Here is a 16,597-nt window from a genome sequence, read left to right on the forward strand (position 1 = left end):
CCGGCATGGACTTCGCGTTCGACGCACGCACCGAGGAGCTCCGCGCCAGGCTGCTCGCCTTCATGGACGAGTACGTGTACCCGGCCGAGCCCGTCGCCGAGGAACAGCGCGCGCTGCTCGCCTCACCGTGGGACACCCCGGCCGTGGTCGAGGAGCTGAAGGAGCGGGCACGCAGCCAGGGCCTGTGGAACCTGTTCCTCCCCGACGCCGAGCACGGCGCCGGTCTGACGAACCTCCAGTACGCCCCGCTGGCCGAGATCACCGGCCGTTCCCCGCAGTTGGCGCCGACGGCCCTGAACTGCGCCGCCCCGGACACCGGGAACATGGAGGTGCTCGCCCAGTTCGGTGACGAGCGGCAGCAGAAGCAGTGGCTGGAGCCGCTGCTGGCCGGGGAGATCCGCTCGGCGTTCGCGATGACCGAGCCGGAGGTGGCCTCCTCCGACGCCACCAACATCACCACGCTCATCCAGCGGGACGGCGACGAGTACGTCGTCACCGGGCGCAAGTGGTACATCTCCGGGGCGATGAACCCGGACTGCAAGATCTTCATCGTGATGGGCAAGACGGACCCGGACGGCGCCGACATCCGCCGTCAGCAGTCCATGGTGCTGGTGCCGCGCGACACCCCCGGCGTCACGGTCAAGCGCGCCATGAAGGTGTTCGGCTACGAGGACCACTCCCACGGCGGTCACGCCGAGGTGGTCTTCGACCAGGCGCGGGTGCCGGTGACCAACCTGATCGGCGAGGAGGGCGGCGGCTTCGCCATCGCCCAGGCCCGGCTCGGTCCCGGCCGCATCCACCACTGCATGCGGCTGATCGGCATGGCGGAGCGGGCGATCGAGCTGATGTGCCGCCGGGCGGTCTCCCGCGACGCCTTCGGCAAGGCGCTGGCCCGGCAGGGTGTGGTGCAGAACTGGATCGCGGACGCGCGGGTCGCCGTCGAGCAACTGCGGCTGCTGGTCCTGAAGACGGCCTGGATGATGGACACCGTCGGCAACCGGGGCGCCCACACGGAGATCCAGGCCATCAAGATCGCGACGCCCCGCGCGGTGGTCGACATCCTCGACCGTGCGATCCAGCTGCACGGCGCGGGCGGTGTGAGCCAGGACTTCCCGCTGGCCGAGCTGTACGCGAGCGCCCGCACCCTGATGCTCGCCGACGGCCCCGACGAGGTCCACCAGCGGTCGCTGGCGCGGCGGGAGCTGAAGAAGTACCTGTAGGACACGCGGTAAGGGGCGGTCACCTTGGTGACCGCCCCTTACCTGTGTGCTTGTCCGCTCAGGGGCGCAGCGCCCTCAGCAGCAGATCCGCCAGGTGGTCGGCGACCTCCTGCGGCCCCATGGAACCGTCCGGGCGGTACCAGGTCGACAGGTGGTGGACGGAGCCGAAGTGGTAGTCCACCACCAGGTCGGCCGGGGTCGCCGTGGAGAAGACACCGGCCTCCTGGCCCTCCTCGACGAGCGCGCGGAAGCGTTCGTGGTAGCGCCGGCGCTCCGCCCGCACCTGCTTGTTCTTCTCGGGGCTCAGGTGGTGCATCGAGCGGAAGAAGATCGACGCGTCGTCCAGGTTCTCGATCGTCGTGACGACGACGTCCGCCGCCGCGCCGCGCAGCCGCTTCTCGATCGGCTCGTCGGCGTTCGCGAAGGCGTCCAGCCGCTCCTGCTGCACGCGCAGCACGCGCGCGTACACCTCGTGCAGGAGGTCGTCCTTGGAGCCGAAGTAGTGGTACAGCGCACCCTTGGTGACGCCTGCCGCCTCGACGATCTCCTGCACCGAGGTCCGGTCGTAGCCCTGCTCGGCGAAGAGCCGGGTGGCGGCGGCGAGCAGCCGCTGCGGAACAGGGGCCTCTGCACCGTCCGTCGTCCTGGGCACTGCCGCCACCTGCCTTCCTCTATGCCGCATCGGCGAGCCGTACCGGCTGTCGTGCTGCTGATCTGACGCTGATTGTCACTGACTGTCCTGTGGACGGGAGCGCAGCTCCCGACGGAGGATCTTGCCACTCGCCGTCTTGGGCAGGTCGGGCAGGATCTCCACCTGGCGCGGATACTTGTACGCCGCCAGCCTGTCCTTGCAGTAGGCCGCGAGCGTATCGGCATCCGCGTCGGCCCCGGGACGCAGGCTGATGTACGCCTTGACGGTCTCCCCCCGATAGCCGTCCGGCACCCCGACGACGGCCGCCTCGCGCACCGCCGGGTGCGTGTAGAGCACGTCCTCGACCTCGCGCGGCCACACCTTGAAACCCGACGCGTTGATCATGTCCTTCTTGCGGTCGACGACGTACAGCCAGCCCTGTTCGTCCATGAAGCCGATGTCGCCGGTGCGCAGCTCGCCGTCGGGGAAGGTCTCGGCGGTGGCCTCGGGACGGCGCCAGTACCCGGGGACCACCTGCGGACCCCGCACGACGATCTCGCCCTGCTCGCCGAAGGGCACCTCCGCGCCCTGCTCGTCGACGATGCGGACGACCGTGTCGGGTCCGGGCACGCCGACGGCGAGGGTCCCGGAGGCCGGGTCGACCGGCGCCTCGAGCTGGGGCGGTACGGAGGCGCACGGCGCGGTGCACTCGGTGAGTCCGTAGCCGTTGCGGATGTACGGCCCGAAGCCCGCCCGGAACTTCTCCACCAGGGCGGGCGGCACCGGCGCGCCGCCGGAGGAGATGTTCACGAAGGACGCGAAGTGGTCGCGGGTGACGTCGGGGTGGGCCGCCAGCGCCATGAAGGCGGTGGAGGGGCCCACCGTGTAGTGCGGCTTGTGCTCGGCGAACGCCTCCAGCACCACGCCCGCCTCGAAGCGGTACGTCAGGACGAGGGTCCCCGCGCTGTTCAGACAGGCGCCGAGCTGACAGACCATGCCGGTGATGTGGAACAGCGGCGCGAGGGCGTAGTAGACGGGCGCGTCGGGCAGGCGCAGCCCGGTGCGCTGCCGCTCGGCGTTGACCATGATGTTGCGGTGGGTGTTGGTGGCGCCCTTGGGCGCGCCGCTCGTGCCCGAGGTGTAGCTGATCAGGGCGATGTCGCCGGGGGCGGCCTCGCGGCCCTCGGGGGCCTCGTGGCCGGCGCGGGCGACGGCGGTGAGATCGTCGGTGTCCGGCGCCGGCGGGAGCCGCTCGAAGGTCAGCACGCGCGCGTCGCCGCGGGTCTGGAAGTCCAGCTCGCAGCCGGTGAGCACGATCCGCACCGGCGAGTCGGCGACCGTCTCCCGCAGATACGACTCCCAGGCCCGGTCGGAGCAGATCAGCGCGGCCACCTCGCCGTCCCGCAGGACGTGGGCGACCTCGCCCGACTTGTACATCGGGTTGACGGGGACGACGGTCGCGCCCGCCTTCCAGGCGCCGAGCAGGGCGATGACGAAGAGCGGGGAGTTCTGGAGCAGCACGGCGACCCGGTCGCCGGGCTCCAGGCCGCGGGCGGCGAGGTGACCGGCCACGGAGTCGCTGAGTTCGTCCACCTCGCGGTAGCCGAGCCGCCCGTCGAAGTAGGCGAGGCAGGTGCGGTCGGGGGCCTCGGCGACGGACCTGCGGAAGGCGTGCACGAGGGAGTCGGCGGGGTCGATCGGGGCGCGCTGGGCCTCGTCGAGGAGGGCCACCCAGGGCTTGGCCGCGTAACGGGAGGCGGACACGGTCATTCGGCGGTCTCCCACTTCTGCTGGAGGTGGTTCATGTTCGTCAGCCAGCGGTCGGGGTCCTGGGCCCGCACCTGGTAGTACCCGGCGACCTCGGGGTGCGGCAGGATCAGGAAGCGGTCCTCCGCGATGCCTTTGAACAGGGCGTCCGCCACGTCCTGCGGCTCGATCGCGGTCGGCTTGAGCACCAGGTCGCCCGCGCTGCCGGTGGCGTCCAGCATGTCGGTGCGCACGCCCTGGGGACAGATCGCGTGGACCTTGACCCCCCGGTGGCGGTAGGTCAGCGACAGCCACTCGGCGAAGGCGTACGCGCCGTGCTTGGTCACGCTGTACGGGGCGGCGCCGATCATCGTGAGCAGCCCGGCGGCGGACACGGTCGACACGAACCGGCCCCGGCCGCGCTCCAGCCAGTCCGGGAGCAGCGCCTGGGCCGCGCGGACATGGGCCATGACGTTGACGTCCCAGGCGAGCGCCCAGACGGCCTCCCCGGCCGCCTCCGAGCCGCCCGAGCCGACTCCGGCGTTGGCGCAGTACACGTCGACGGTGCCGCCGAGCGCCTCCCGGGCCCGGTCGACGATCTCGGAAGCGTCGCCGGGGACCGCGATCCCGCCGATCTCGTCGGCGACGGCGTGCGCCCGGTCCGCGTCCAGGTCGTTGACGACGACACGCGCTCCCTCGGCGGCGAAGCGGCGGGCCAGCGCGGCCCCGATACCGCCTCCCGCTCCGGTCACGACCACTCCGGCATCCTGCACGGCTTCCACCATCGGTCTCCTTCGACGCGACTGCGGCACGAATCGGCTCTGCCGCCAGACTAACCAGTCGGTATGTTGCGACGGAAGGGGTGCCCGCGATCGGCTCGGCCCCGTTCCGGCGGACGGGGCCGGATTGCCTCTTGTACGGATGAGCCGTGACGTATGGCCAATTGCCCCCGTTCGCAGGACGATACGCGCACTTGGCGCACCGCTCGGGGGACGAGGGGGCCTGTCATGGCGGATCCGGCGATGAGCGTGACTCCCTACTGGGAGCTGACCTTCGACGCCGACGGGGACGCCGACGGCGTCCGGCGGGACCGGCTGCTGGCCGAGGTGAAGCGGAGCGGTGTGCGTGACCTGATCGTCTTCGCGCACGGCTGGAACAGCGACCGTTCCGGCGCGACCCGGCTCTACAGCCGCTTCTTCGCCCCGATCCCCGCGCTGGCCCCGGCGGCGCGCATCGGCTACGTGGGCGTGGTGTGGCCGTCGATGCGGTTCTCGGACGAGCCGATCCCCGACCTGCCGCGCTCGGCGGCGGCCGAGGAGACCCGGCGCCCGGCCCTGGACGGGGACACCCGGCACGCGCTCCTCGAGACGTTCCCCGGCCGGGCCACGGTGGTCGACCGGATCGCACGGCTGCTGGAGCAGCGGCCGCCCGAGGAGGCCGAGCTGGAGGAGTTCGGCCGGCTGGTGCGGCTGCTGGTGGACGTGGTGCCGCCGGGTCCGCAGGCTCTGTTCGGGGCGGACACGCTGGCGGAGGGTGTGCCGCAGGACGAGCCGGAGATGTTCGTCTGCCCGACGGCGGTGGCCTGCGAGCAGTTCGCGCGGGCCCTGTCCGGCCTCGAATCTGCACCGGGGGCCGGGGAGTTCGCGCTGCCCGACCCGTGGGACGGGGCGCACGAGCTGCTGCGGCAGGCGACGTACTACGCGATGAAGCGGCGCGCCGGGACGGTCGGCGAGCGTGGACTCGGGCCGCTCGTAGGACGGTTGGCGACGGTGGCGCCGGCCCTTCGGGTACATCTGGTGGGGCACAGCTTCGGCGGGCGGCTGGTGTCGTTCGCGCTGCGGGGGCTGCCCGACGGGGTGCGCACGGTGAAGTCCGTGACGCTGCTCCAAGGGGCCTTCTCGCACTACGCGTTCGCCCCGCGAGGGGTGCTCCAGGGCCAGCAGAACCGGATCGACGGCCCCCTGGTGTGCTGCTACTCACGGTTCGACCAGGCGCTGAGCACGATGTACCCGCTGGCCTCGCGGATGGCGGGCGACGCTCAGGGGCTCGTCGGGGAGGTGCTGGGCGCCAGGTGGGGCGCTCTGGGGCACGACGGGGTGCAGGCCGTGCCGGGCACGCACGCGCGCGTGCTGGCCGACGCGCTGTCCCGCCCACTGCCGACGTCGGGGTGCGTGAACGTCGACGCGGCGGCGGTGGTCCGGCGCGGCGGGGCGCCGGCCGGGGCGCACAGTGACATCGTGCACCCCGAGCTGGCGCGGCTGGTGCTGGCGGCGGGCCGGATCCGCTAGGACGCGACCCGCCGCCGCAGGGACCGACGGTGTGACGTGACTACCGGTGTGACGTGACTAGCGGTGTGACGTGAACTCCACCACCTGCTGGAAGGTGGGCCGGTTCTGCCAGCTGATGTTGCCGTGCTTGATGCCGCCCAGGGTGCGCTGGACGATCGAGTCGGCGCACCACTGGTTGCCCGCCGCACACAGGGTGTCGCCGGGGTAGACCTGGGCCGCGGTCTTGCCGGCCGCCGTCTTCAGGGTGCTGATGAGGATGTCCCGGCAGCTGCTGACGGTGCCGCTGCCGCAGTACTTCTGGGGCAGCGCGCCCTGCACCGACTCGCCGAGCACGGCCCGGATGTCCTTGTCGACATAACTCCACCAGCCGTACTGGAAGGAGCTTCCGGCGTGCGCCCCGGTCGGGCCGTGGGCGGCCGACGGAGCCTCGTCGACCGGCAGGTTCGCGGTGAACGCCGTGTACAGGCCGGTGCCGAGGCCGGGTTCGAACTCGGCCTTCACCAGCAGCGGCCACCAGGCGTCCAGGATGCGGATCGCGTCGGCGTCGGCGTACGTCTTGGAACCGGCCGTCGTCTCCGTCCGCCTGCCGCCCGCCGTCAGCCAGGTCTGTAGCTTGGTCACCGCGGCAGCGGCCGTGGAGTCGGTGACCGTGGAGCTGTTGATCACCTTCAGCAGGTCGGGCAGGACGTCCTCGGCGCGCAGGTCGGCGAGGGCCGCCTCCGCCATCGCCTTCGTCAGGGACGCGCGCGTGACGCCGCCGGCCGCGACCAGCTTCTTCACCCGGTCCTCGAGCAGGTTTCCGCGGTGCACGGAACCGTCGCCCCAGGAGGCCGTCGAGTAGTCCTTGGCCTGCTTGTTGTTCCAGGAGACGTAGTAGTCCTGGTCGATGGAGTTGGGGTGCGCCGAGGCCGGGGTGTACGCGGCCGTGTTGGTGGCCGGCACCCAGCTCTTCCACTCGTACGCCGACTGCGCCCACACCGGGAACTCGGCGTCGACGCCGCTCGCCCGTACCGGGTTGTCACCGCTGTTGTAGTACGCGGTGTGCGTGGAGTCGGCGTAGAACCAGTTGAAGGTGTAGTTGATGTGCTGCACCGCGCTCTGGAAGGTCTGCGGGCTCTTCACGTAGTCCGGGTCGTTCAGCATCTGGAAGCCGATGATCGAGTCGGCCTCGTGCATGAAGGACGAGCGCAGGGTCGTGTAGGCGACCTTCTTGCCGCCCACGGTCGCCCGGTACTCCACCGGACCGTACTTGGTGCGGTACACGCGCATCGTGTACGAACCGGCGGCCGTCCCGTCGGCGGTGGTGGGCTTCCAGGCGTTCTTCTGCTCCACCACGTCCATGGCCGTGCAGGTGCCGTGGTACAGGTAGTGGTAGTCGTCCTGGCAGAGTTCGACCGCGTAGGTGTCGATGATGTCCTGGCCGGAGGTCGTGGCGCTCCACGCGTAGTCCTGGCCGCGGCCCAGTTCGACGTACATGCTCAGACCCGCGAAGGAGGCGCCGCGGGCGCTGATGCCCGGGCCCTGGATCTCCTGGAGCATGAGCAGCTGCGGGGCGAAGTAGCCGGTCTGCGGGCCGAAGACGGCGATCGGGTGGCCGCTCGCGGTGGCCTGGCCGCTGACCACGAGGGCGTTGGACATGCCGCGCCTGGCCGAGCCGAGGGCGGTCGCGGTCGCCCTGGCGGAGGTGGCGGTCGCTGTGGCGTCGCCCCCGGTGCCCGTGGCGTCGTAGATCAGCGGCTCCGAGGCCACCGAACCGGTGTCGGGCAGTGCCTCGCCCTGCGGGCTCGCGGGCTTGGTGGCGTAGGGGAAGCTCTGGCCGTCGTGGACGGTGAGCACGGCCTCGGGGTCGTTGCGCTCGCGGAACGCCTCCCAGACCTGGGTGCCCTGTGCCACCCCGTACTTCTCCTGCGCGGCGAGCAGCGACACCGCGTTGTCGACCTCGCCGCCGCCGCCCGAGCCGAAGAGCGCTCCGATGACCGAGGCCAGCGCCACCAGGTCGGTGATCTTGAAGTGGTCGATGGTGCCCGCGTTGGTGATTGAGTCCTTGTGGCCGGTCAGGACGTATTCACCGGGGAAGTAGCGGCCGCTGTCGGAGGCGTCGATGTAGGCGTTGATGCCGGCCAGGTAGGCGTTGGCGTCGGCGAGGGCCTGCTGGCCTCGAGTGCCGTTGTTGGCCACCGCGTTGTCGATCTGGGCCTGGAGGTCTGCCTCGGTGTACGGAGCGTTGCGCCAGAACTGCTGTTCAAGACCCTGGTTGGAGGGGTCGCCGCCCGCGAAGGCGGTGAGCTGGCCACGGCCGACGTGCCGGAAGACGTCCATGAGCCACAGCCGGTCCTGGGCCGCCGCATACCCGGCGCCGAACTCGGTGCCGTATCTGGTGGTACCGGTGATGTGCGGTACGCCCGTCTTCTTGTCGCGGACGATCGTCACGTCGCTGCGGCCCGCGGGACTCAGGGTGGAGGCGACTTGATCGGAGGCGACACCGAACGACGCGTCGTTGAAGAACGTGTTGATCGTGGCGTTGGTGAGCGTGGGGTAGCCCTTGGCCAGGTTGGCGTAGGGGCCGAGCTGGTCCTCGGCGTGCTCGGGCTGGGTGCCGAAGGCCTGGTTGAGGAGGATCTGCGCCAGGGTGGCGTTGCCGTTCTCGCCGGGCGGCAGGATGTCGGAACACTGGCCGCCGCAGTAGTCGTTCGCCGCCGTGACCTCGGCGGCTGCCGCCACTTGGGAAAGCGGCGACAAAAGACCGGCGATCAGCGCGCATACGGAGGCTGTCTTCAGGAACCCGGGGAATCTGCCGGGAGTTCTCAGTCTGTCGAGAGTGAAGCGGGGGGTTCGCCGTGGCATCGGCTGCTCCTAGCGACGGGGGGGTCGGCGGAAGGTTACCGCCGGTATCCCCGGGATTGAAGATGAACATGCGTCAAGTTTTCGACAGGTGGAGGTCCTCGGAAATCGGAGGGAGCCGAATCGCATGTCGATACGTCTATTCGACGACGTCCGTACGACGACGCCGAAGTGACCGAAGTGCAGATGCAGATGTGACGGAGGTGCAAGGCGATGGCCGGTTTCCGGAGTCTGGCGAGACAGGTGCGAGACCCCCGGTGCGATCTGGCACTGCGGCGGTACTCACTGCGCAAGTGCCTTGAGCGGTTCGCCCCCTACGGACACCGCGCGACCTGGGACCACCTGTGTTCCCGGGCCGGGTTCGGTCCGGAGGACCGCTCCCCCGATCCGGCGCGGCTCGTGGCCGCGTTGGACGAGCTGGAGGAGGCGCGGGCGGTGTGGCTGGCCTACGAGGTCGAGTTCGCCGAGCGCCGCAAGAAGGAGAAGCACGACGGGCTGCGCAGGCCCGGCAGTGTGGACGACTGGCACCGGCTGACCTGGGGCGGCTTCGGCGTCGCCTGGTGCGACGACCCGCGGCTCCACCCCCGTGAGCCGCTGGCCGGCGTGCTGCGCAAGCTGATCGCCGCGCTGGAGCGCGCACCGGGTTCCGGCTGCCCGGTGTGCGGCGGCGAGCGACTGCCGTGGAAGTACGACCTGGATCACGAACCGTCGGCCGGCCCGGTCTGCGCGGACTGCGGAATTCTCGTACCGCGCCCCGTGCTCACGCCCGAGGCCCTGGCGTACGCCAGGAGCGGACGACTGCTGGTGTCCGCCTGACACCGGCCCGAGCTCTGCCCAAGGTCGGCCCCCGGCCGGCCTGAGAGCACGGCGGGGGTGCGCCGGGGATGCCGCACCCCCGGTTTTTGCCGGTGCCGCCGACCGACGCGGTCGGTCGCCACCGCCGGCCGAGGCGTTGACCGCCACCGTCGGCCGACGCCGTCGACCGAGGCCGTTGTCAGTGGCCGTCAGCCGACGCCGTTGACCGAGGCCGTTGTCAGTGGCCGTCGGTGCTGCGGGTGCTCGCGGAGGTGACGGACACCGCCCCGGACACGGCCGAGTCGACCGCACACGCTCTGCTGACCGAGCTCGGCACCGCGTTCGGCCGTCCGATCCTGCCGCACGGGGAGGACGGCGGCGCGTGGCCGGTACTACGGCTGGCGGCGCGGCTGGGCCTGCCGACCCGAGTGGGCCTGGAGGACACACTGGCCCTTCCGAACGGCGAACGGGCCCTGTCCAACGCCCGGTTGGTGGTGGACGCGCTGTCCCGGCACGGGTGAGTCCGCCGACCGGAGGGGGACGCTACCAGCCGATAATCGGGTCGCTCCATCCCTTTCCGGCGGGGAGAGTTGGGGGGATGAAACCCAACCGAGCCATGCCCCGCAGGACTTGAAGGAGCCCTCATGTCGACGCTGCGCGTCACCGCCGAAGTGCTGACCGTCCACGAACACCCCAACGCCGACGCCCTCGAACTGGCGCAGGTCGGCCTGTACCGGGCCGTCGTCGCCAAGGGCGCGTACCGCACCGGCGAGGCCGCCCTGTACATCCCCGAGCAGTCGGTGCTCCCCACCGGACTCGTCGCGGAACTGGGGCTGACCGGGCGGCTGGCGGGCAGCAGGTCGGACCGGGTGAAGGCGGTGCGGCTGCGGGGCGAGCTGTCTCAGGGGATCGTGTGCCGGCCCGAGGCGCTGGCGGACGTCGACCTGGCGCTGGCCGCCGCGGAGGGCACGGACTTCGCGGAGCGGCTGGGCATCGTCAAGTGGGTGCCGCCCATCCCGCCGACCATGAGCGGCGACGTCGAGGCGGCGCCTGATCTGCTGCCCTGGGTCGACATCGAGAACATCCAGCGCTACCCCGGCATCTTCGAACCCGGCGAGCCGGTGATCCTGACCGAGAAACTGCACGGCTCGGCGTGCCTGCTGACGTATGTCGCCGACGAGGAACGGGTGTACGTCTCCTCGAAGGGCTTCGGCTCGAAGTCCCTCGCCCTGACGGAGGATCCGAGGAACCTGTACTGGCGGGCCGTACGCGGCCATGGCGTCCCCGAGGCGGCGGCCCGTCTCGCCGAGCGGCTGGGCGCGCGCCGGATCGGTGTCTTCGCCGAGGTCTACGGAGCGGGCGTGCAGGACCTGACGTACGGCGCGGACGGCCGACGCGACAGCCTCGGATACGCGGTGTTCGACGTGTCCGCCGAGATCGACGGCGTGGTGCGCTGGCTGGACGCGGCGGAGCTGCTGGACGGCGAACTGCCCCTCGTGCCGCGCCTGTTCGAGGGTCCGTACGACAGCGAGCGGGTGCTGGAGATCGCGACCGGCCGCGAGACGGTGTCCGGACGCGGGCTGCACCTGCGCGAGGGCGTGGTGATCCGGCCGGCCGTCGAGCGGTACAGCCCGGTGACGGGGGGACGGGCGATCGCCAAGGCGGTGAGCGGTGCGTATCTGACCCGCAAGGGCGGAACCGAGTACGAGTGAGGAACCGGACGCCCGTCAGCGAGGTGCGGCGGCGCGCGGGCAGACGGGAGTGAGGGAGTGCCCTCGACGCGCGGGAGGCGCCCGACGCACCGGACACACCGGAGACGCCCGACGCACCGGACGTACGGGAGGTGCCGGGGCGGCCGCGCGGCGCCGCTCAGCAGCAGCCGGCCGCCTTCTCCTCCCGCTGCCCCTCGGGCCGCTGCTCGACCGCCTTCTTCTCGCCCGCCTTCTTCTCCACCAGCAGTCGTGAGCCGGAACCCCGTTCGCCGAAGGCGTCGTCCGGGTTGGACAGGACGCAGGTGGCGAGGGACAGGCAGCCGCAGCCGATGCAGTCGGTGAGGTGGTCGCGGAGCCGGTTGAGCTGCTTGATGCGTTCGTCCAGCTCCGCGCGCCACGTCGCGGAGAGACGGGCCCAGTCCTCACGGGTAGGGGTGCGTTCCTCGGGGAGTTCGGCGAGGGCCTCGCGGATCGTGGCCAGCGGGATGCCGACGCGTTGCGCCGCGCGGACGAAGGCGACACGACGCAGCGTGTCGCGGTGGTAGCGGCGCTGGTTGCCCGCCGTACGACGGCTGCTGATCAGCCCCTTCGTCTCGTAGAAGTGCAGGGCCGAGACGGCGGCGCCGCTGCGCGCGGCGAGCTGGCCGACCGTGAGCTCGTGGATCTTCTCGGGAATCTGGGGCACCCCGGAAAGCCTACCCATGGCCTCGCCCACGGGTCCGTTGACATCGGCCCGGCATCCGACCATGCTAAGCAGTCGCTTAGACCTATGGCACGGTGACATGGGCAGCTGGTGACGCGAGAGGGCCGCAGACATGGCAGAGCCGAAGATCTTCACGTCCGCCGACGACCTGAAGGCGGCGGTGGGCGAGCAGTTGGGGTACACCGACTGGCTGGAGGTCGACCAGAAGCGGATCGACCTCTTCGCGGAGGCCACCGGGGACCACCAGTGGATCCATGTCGACGCCGAGAAGGCCGCCGCCGGCCCCTTCGGCACCACCATCGCGCACGGCTATCTGACGCTCTCCCTGCTGCCGCTCTTCGGCCCGCAGCTGATCAAGGTCGAGAACGTGAAGATGGGCGTCAACTACGGGACGAACAAGGTCCGCTTCCCCGCCCCGGTACCCGTCGGCTCGCGCGTGCGCGCCACCGCGACGATCACCGGCGTCGAGGACGTCACCGGCGGCGTCCAGGTGGCCGTCGCCTTCACCGTGGAGCGCGAGGGCGGGGACAAGCCCGTGTGCGTGGCGGAGTCGGTGTCCCGCTACTACCTGTAGGGCGCCCCCGCCGGGCGCTACTTCGCCGCGCCCACCATCCGCAGCACGAGGTCGGCGTACAGCGCGCCGACCTGGTCGGGTGTGCGGGGGCCGTCCACGTTGAACCAGCGGGCCACGTCGATGCAGAGGGACAGGACGGCGAGGGTCGTCCCGTGCACGTCCAGCACGTCGAACTCGCCGCTCGCCACGCCGTCCTCGATGATCCCGCGCACCTCGGCGTCGACCTGGCGGCGCAGGTCGAGGATCTCGGCACGGGCGTCGGGGCCGAGCGCGTCCAGTTCGTACTGCACGACCCGTGCCGTGGTGCGCCGCCCGGCGTGCCAGCGGACGAAGGAGCTCACGGCGTCCGCGAGGCGCCCGGTGGCGTCGCCCTCGCCGGCGGCCGCCGAGCGCAGAATGCCCAGCGCGCGGTCGTGGCCGATCCGGCTGATGCGGTGGAGCAGCTCTTCCTTGGTCTTGTAGTGGATGTACAGGGCGGCCGGGCTCATACCCGCGCGGCCCGCGATGTCGCGGGTCGTCGTCGCGTGGTAGCCGCGCTCGGCGAAGGCCTCCACGGCCGCGACCAGCAGTCGCCGGGCCGCGTCAGGGGTGACCTCTTCCCACGGCTCGATCTCGCCGCCGGCCGTCTCCTCCGCCGTACTCATCGCTCGTTCGCCCCTCTCGGTACAGGAGCTACACCATACCGCCGAAGGTGAGCGGCCGCTTAGCGTGCCTGCTCAGATCTTCTCGAAGGGGTCGTGGTCGGCGAGCAGCTTCTCCAGGCGGGCCTGGTCCACCCGGCTCACGATCTGCCCGGCCTCCTGGCGGTCGCGGATCACCTTCGCCAGCGTGAAGGCGGAGGTCACGAGGTACAGGACGGCGATCGCCAGGAAGCCGCGCACCCAGGCGTCGGTGTGGAGGTTGTAGATGCCGATGGCGGTGGCCGCGATGGCGATGCCGAAGGAAGCGACGGCCTGTCCGTAGAACGCCGCCGTGCTCTGGTGCTTGACCGGTGTGTCACTCATGGGGACAAGCTTCGGCGCAGGGGGTCCGCGCCACATCCGCGCACCTACTCAGACACGTACTCAGGGCGCTCCGGCTCAGAACGCCGAAACCCCCGTCAGCGCCCGCCCGATGAGCAGCTTCTGGATCTGGCTGGTGCCCTCGTAGAGGGTCATCACGCGGGCGTCGCGCAGGAGCTTGCCCGCCGGGTACTCGTCGATGTAGCCGTAGCCGCCGAAGACCTGGAGGGCGTTGTTGGCGGCGCGGACGGCGGCCTCCGAGGCGAAGAGCTTGGCCTTGGAGGACTCGGTGGCGAAGGGCAGGCCCCGGTCGATCAGGTCGGCGACCCGCCAGGTCAGCAGGCGGGCCGCGTCCACGTCGACCGCGATGTCGCTGATCAGTTCCTGGACCAGCTGGTGGTGGGCGATGGGCTTGCCGAACTGCTCGCGTTCGCCCGCGTACCGCACCGCCGCGTCCAGGGCGGCCTGCGCGATGCCGACACAGCCGGCCGCGACCGACATGCGGCCCTTGGCCAGCGCCGACATCGCGACGGAGAAGCCCTTGCCCTCGGGCGCGAGCATCGCGCAGGCGGGGACCCGGACGTCGTCCAGGACGAGTTCGGCGGTCGCCTGGCCGCGCAGGCCGAGCTTGCCGTGGATCGCGCGGCGGCTCAGGCCCGGGGTGTCGGTGGGGACGAGGAACGCGGAGACGCCCTTGTGGCCGGGCGCGTCCGTGGAGCGGGCGAAGAGCAGGACCACGTCGGCCCAGGTGCCGTTCGTGATGAACATCTTGGTGCCGTTGATGACGTAGGAGTCGCCGTCACGGACCGCGCGGGTGCCGAGGTTGCCGGCGTCCGAGCCGGTGCCGGGCTCGGTGAGGCCGAAGCAGCCGACGTACTCGCCGGACGTCAGTCCCGGCAGCCAGCGCCGCTTCTGCTCCTCGCTCCCCCAGGCGGCGACGGTCTTCGCGACCAGCCCGAGGGAGACGGACACGATCCCGCGCACGGACGAGTCCCCGCGGCCCAGCTCCTCCGTGACCAGGCAGTACGTGAGGTGGTCGCCGCCCGAGCCGCCGTACTCCTCGTCGATCGTCAGGCCGAGGAAGCCGACCCCGCCGAGCTTCTTGACCAGGGACCGGTCGATGTCCTCGGCACGGTCCCAGGCGACGACATGCGGGGTGACCTCGCGGTCCACGAAGTCCTTGGCGAGCCGCCGGACGGCCTCCTGCTCCTCGCCGAGTGCCAGATTCACCACGAGATCACCTCACAGAGGAAGGCCTTCAGGACCGCTTCACGATTGCCGTTTAAATTAGCACTGCTAGTTTTCGTTCCGCAGCCCTACTATGTGCGCCATGGCCCGACCGCGCAAGCCCCTTCTCAGCACCGACCGGATCGTCGAGACCGCACGGACGCTCGTGGACGCGGAGGGCCTGCCGGCCGTCTCCACGCGGCGGCTCGCCGCCGAGCTGGGGGTGAGCGGACCCTCGCTGTACAACCACTTCCGCACGAAGGACGAGATCCTGGAGGCCGTCGCCGACTCGGTGAGCGCGCAGGTCGACCTGTCGATGTTCGAGGACGGCCGGGAGTGGCGGACCGCGCTGCGCGACTGGGCCGTCTCCTACCGCGCCGCCCTGCGCGACCACCCGAACATCGTCCCGGTGCTCGCCCGGGGCCCCGGCCGCCGGCCGGCCGGGCTGCGGCTCGCCGACGCGGTGTACGGCGCCATGGTCCGCGCGGGATGGCCGCCCGCGCAGGCCACCTCCATCGGCGCGCTGATGCGGTACTTCGTCATGGGCTCCGCGCTCGGCTCGTTCGCCGGCGGCTTCGTCGACGACGTGAGCGCCTACGACCCCGCCGACTACCCGCACCTCGGACAGGCCCACCTCCTCGCCGAGCGGCAGGAGAAGATCGACGACCGGGCGTTCGAAACCGGGCTGACGGCACTGCTGGACGGGCTCTCCCAGCAGTTCGAGCAGCTGGCCCGGCACGGCTAGCACGGTTCGGCGGCCACCGAAGCGTCCGTCGCGCATGCTGGAACACGTGAGCATCACGGACACCGGGCACGACAGGGACGTACGGGCGCCGGGGCTGGCCGCCCTCGCCGGACTCGTCGCCGACGAGACGCGGGCCGTCTGTCTGCTGGCGCTGCTCGACGGCCGGGCGTGGACAGCCGGTGAGCTGGCCCGGCACGCGGGCGTGGCCCCGTCGACGCTGAGCGAGCACCTGGGCAAGCTGGTCGGGGGCGGGCTGCTGGCCGAGGAACGGCAGGGGCGGCACCGGTACGTACGGCTCGCCGACACCCGGATCGCCCAGCTCGTGGAGGACCTGGCCGGCCAGGTCGCCCCGCACCGCGCCCACCGGCCGCGCACCCTGCGCGCCGCGAGCGCGGGATCGGCGATGGCCCGCGGCCGGACCTGCTACGACCACCTCGCCGGCCGGCTCGGCATCGCCGTCACCGACGCGCTCACCGCACACGGACTGCTGAGCGCGGCGAGCGAGCCGGGGGGACGGACCGACGGGGCGCAGGCGGGGCCGGTGGCGAGCGGACCGGGTGCACCGGCGGGGTCACCGGCGTCATCGGCGTCCAGGGAACGGGCCACCGGGTTCCTGCTGACCGAGGCCGGGCTGCGGTGGTTCGAGGTCAGTGGCATCGCGCTCGACCGCACGACCCGCCGGCCGCTCGCCCGCGCCTGCCTCGACTGGACCGAGCGCCGCCCACATCTGGCGGGTGCGGCGGGCGCGGCCCTGTGCCGGCACGCCCTCGACGCGGGATGGTGCGTGCGGATCGGCTCCGAGCGGGCCGTGAAGGTGACGGCGGCGGGCGAACGGGCACTGGCCGAACTGCTGGGCATCGAGGCGGGGTCGCTGCGCTGACCCGCACGAGGCGCCCCGGCCTCCCCGACCCGCACGCGGTGAGCGGCGCGACCCTCGCTCGCTTGCCGCACCCGCCTGCCCGCAGGGTGCGGCCGCGACCCCGGCCGCGCCTCGGAGAGCCGACGCCGACCCTCCGTCTCATGGCCCTACGGCCGCACGACCCCGCCGAGCCCCACGTCCTCACGGCGGCCGCGCAGCCCCACGGCCCCCGCCCCCTCGACCGCCGGCCCTGCG

General features: G+C 71.6%; 15 protein-coding genes and 1 pseudogene. 8 read left to right on the forward strand and 8 right to left on the reverse strand.

Translation table 11 applies throughout. The features are described 5' to 3' along the window. Positions 1-5: 5 nt before the first annotated feature. Positions 6-1,220, forward strand: coding sequence for an acyl-CoA dehydrogenase family protein (locus QQM72_RS31285; RefSeq protein WP_314224202.1), 1,215 nt, complete (start codon positions 6-8; stop codon positions 1,218-1,220). 58 nt (positions 1,221-1,278) lie between these two features. On the opposite strand, the gene QQM72_RS31290 is transcribed toward QQM72_RS31285, so the two are convergent. From QQM72_RS31290 to QQM72_RS31300, 3 genes are all read right to left on the reverse strand, one after another. Then, on the reverse strand, positions 1,279-1,872 hold the full coding sequence (locus tag QQM72_RS31290; RefSeq protein WP_020128252.1) for a TetR/AcrR family transcriptional regulator: 594 nt from the start codon (positions 1,870-1,872) through the stop codon (positions 1,279-1,281). Between the two features lie 75 nt (positions 1,873-1,947). Further along, complete coding sequence (locus tag QQM72_RS31295; RefSeq protein WP_399079379.1) at positions 1,948-3,615, reverse strand: AMP-binding protein; 1,668 nt, start codon at positions 3,613-3,615, stop codon at positions 1,948-1,950. A 2-nt stretch (positions 3,616-3,617) separates the two neighbouring features. Next, a complete protein-coding gene (locus QQM72_RS31300; RefSeq protein WP_314224204.1) occupies positions 3,618-4,382 on the reverse strand; it encodes an SDR family oxidoreductase in 765 nt (254 codons plus the stop codon). 222 nt (positions 4,383-4,604) lie between these two features. Here QQM72_RS31300 and QQM72_RS31305 point away from each other — a divergent pair, with 222 nt between their 5' ends. Beyond that, positions 4,605-5,885: a serine-threonine protein kinase gene (locus tag QQM72_RS31305; protein ID WP_314224205.1), complete on the forward strand. Its 1,281-nt coding sequence runs from the start codon at positions 4,605-4,607 to the stop codon at positions 5,883-5,885. A 57-nt stretch (positions 5,886-5,942) separates the two neighbouring features. Here the strand turns inward: QQM72_RS31305 and QQM72_RS31310 are convergent, their stop codons facing one another. Further along, on the reverse strand, positions 5,943-8,729 hold the full coding sequence (locus QQM72_RS31310) for a penicillin acylase family protein (RefSeq protein ID WP_314224206.1): 2,787 nt from the start codon (positions 8,727-8,729) through the stop codon (positions 5,943-5,945). 210 nt (positions 8,730-8,939) lie between these two features. Here QQM72_RS31310 and QQM72_RS31315 point away from each other — a divergent pair, with 210 nt between their 5' ends. The 3 genes and pseudogenes from QQM72_RS31315 (at position 8,940) to QQM72_RS31325 (ending at position 11,233) form a co-directional block, all read left to right on the forward strand. Next, entirely contained in the window at positions 8,940-9,542 is a 603-nt protein-coding gene (locus tag QQM72_RS31315; RefSeq protein ID WP_314224207.1) for a hypothetical protein, read from the forward strand. Positions 9,543-9,724: 182 nt separating this feature from the next. After that, positions 9,725-10,042, forward strand: a pseudogene (locus QQM72_RS31320) (3-keto-5-aminohexanoate cleavage protein); the annotation flags it as partial. A 123-nt stretch (positions 10,043-10,165) separates the two neighbouring features. Beyond that, positions 10,166-11,233 carry an RNA ligase (ATP) gene (locus QQM72_RS31325; RefSeq protein WP_314224208.1) on the forward strand — a complete coding sequence of 356 codons (1,068 nt, stop codon included), beginning with the start codon at positions 10,166-10,168 and terminating at the stop codon, positions 11,231-11,233. Between the two features lie 157 nt (positions 11,234-11,390). On the opposite strand, the gene soxR is transcribed toward QQM72_RS31325, so the two are convergent. Beyond that, a complete protein-coding gene (gene soxR, locus QQM72_RS31330) occupies positions 11,391-11,918 on the reverse strand; it encodes a redox-sensitive transcriptional activator SoxR (RefSeq protein ID WP_314224209.1) in 528 nt (175 codons plus the stop codon). 130 nt (positions 11,919-12,048) lie between these two features. On the opposite strand from soxR, the gene QQM72_RS31335 reads away from it, so the two are divergent. Continuing rightward, positions 12,049-12,510: a MaoC family dehydratase gene (locus QQM72_RS31335; protein ID WP_314224210.1), complete on the forward strand. Its 462-nt coding sequence runs from the start codon at positions 12,049-12,051 to the stop codon at positions 12,508-12,510. A gap of 17 nt (positions 12,511-12,527) precedes the next feature. Here the strand turns inward: QQM72_RS31335 and QQM72_RS31340 are convergent, their stop codons facing one another. The 3 genes from QQM72_RS31340 to QQM72_RS31350 all read right to left on the reverse strand — a co-directional run bounded on the left by QQM72_RS31340 (position 12,528) and on the right by QQM72_RS31350 (position 14,741). Beyond that, entirely contained in the window at positions 12,528-13,154 is a 627-nt protein-coding gene (locus QQM72_RS31340; protein WP_314224211.1) for a TetR/AcrR family transcriptional regulator, read from the reverse strand. Between the two features lie 72 nt (positions 13,155-13,226). Continuing rightward, entirely contained in the window at positions 13,227-13,514 is a 288-nt protein-coding gene (locus tag QQM72_RS31345) for a YiaA/YiaB family inner membrane protein (protein ID WP_190148644.1), read from the reverse strand. A gap of 75 nt (positions 13,515-13,589) precedes the next feature. Beyond that, positions 13,590-14,741 carry an acyl-CoA dehydrogenase family protein gene (locus QQM72_RS31350; RefSeq protein WP_314224296.1) on the reverse strand — a complete coding sequence of 384 codons (1,152 nt, stop codon included), beginning with the start codon at positions 14,739-14,741 and terminating at the stop codon, positions 13,590-13,592. 100 nt (positions 14,742-14,841) lie between these two features. Here QQM72_RS31350 and QQM72_RS31355 point away from each other — a divergent pair, with 100 nt between their 5' ends. Next, on the forward strand, positions 14,842-15,483 hold the full coding sequence (locus tag QQM72_RS31355; protein ID WP_314224212.1) for a TetR/AcrR family transcriptional regulator: 642 nt from the start codon (positions 14,842-14,844) through the stop codon (positions 15,481-15,483). A gap of 34 nt (positions 15,484-15,517) precedes the next feature. Then, the gene (locus QQM72_RS31360) at positions 15,518-16,363 is read left to right on the forward strand and encodes an ArsR/SmtB family transcription factor (RefSeq protein ID WP_314224213.1); all 846 of its coding nucleotides are present in this window, start codon (positions 15,518-15,520) and stop codon (positions 16,361-16,363) included. Positions 16,364-16,597: the final 234 nt, after the last annotated feature.

It is taken from the genome of Streptomyces zaehneri, assembly GCF_032248645.1.
In the GTDB taxonomy this organism is placed as follows: domain Bacteria; phylum Actinomycetota; class Actinomycetes; order Streptomycetales; family Streptomycetaceae; genus Streptomyces; species Streptomyces coriariae.

Coding starts and splice junctions, on each gene's coding strand:
- QQM72_RS31285 (WP_314224202.1), top strand. CDS start 6: ATGGACTTCGCGTTCGACGCACGCACCGAGGAGCTCCGCGCCAGGCTG.
- QQM72_RS31300 (WP_314224204.1), bottom strand. CDS start 4,382: ATGGTGGAAGCCGTGCAGGATGCCGGAGTGGTCGTGACCGGAGCGGGA.
- QQM72_RS31305 (WP_314224205.1), top strand. CDS start 4,605: ATGGCGGATCCGGCGATGAGCGTGACTCCCTACTGGGAGCTGACCTTC.
- QQM72_RS31310 (WP_314224206.1), bottom strand. CDS start 8,729: ATGCCACGGCGAACCCCCCGCTTCACTCTCGACAGACTGAGAACTCCC.
- QQM72_RS31315 (WP_314224207.1), top strand. CDS start 8,940: ATGGCCGGTTTCCGGAGTCTGGCGAGACAGGTGCGAGACCCCCGGTGC.
- QQM72_RS31325 (WP_314224208.1), top strand. CDS start 10,166: ATGTCGACGCTGCGCGTCACCGCCGAAGTGCTGACCGTCCACGAACAC.
- QQM72_RS31335 (WP_314224210.1), top strand. CDS start 12,049: ATGGCAGAGCCGAAGATCTTCACGTCCGCCGACGACCTGAAGGCGGCG.
- QQM72_RS31340 (WP_314224211.1), bottom strand. CDS start 13,154: ATGAGTACGGCGGAGGAGACGGCCGGCGGCGAGATCGAGCCGTGGGAA.
- QQM72_RS31345 (WP_190148644.1), bottom strand. CDS start 13,514: ATGAGTGACACACCGGTCAAGCACCAGAGCACGGCGGCGTTCTACGGA.
- QQM72_RS31355 (WP_314224212.1), top strand. CDS start 14,842: ATGGCCCGACCGCGCAAGCCCCTTCTCAGCACCGACCGGATCGTCGAG.
- QQM72_RS31360 (WP_314224213.1), top strand. CDS start 15,518: ATGCTGGAACACGTGAGCATCACGGACACCGGGCACGACAGGGACGTA.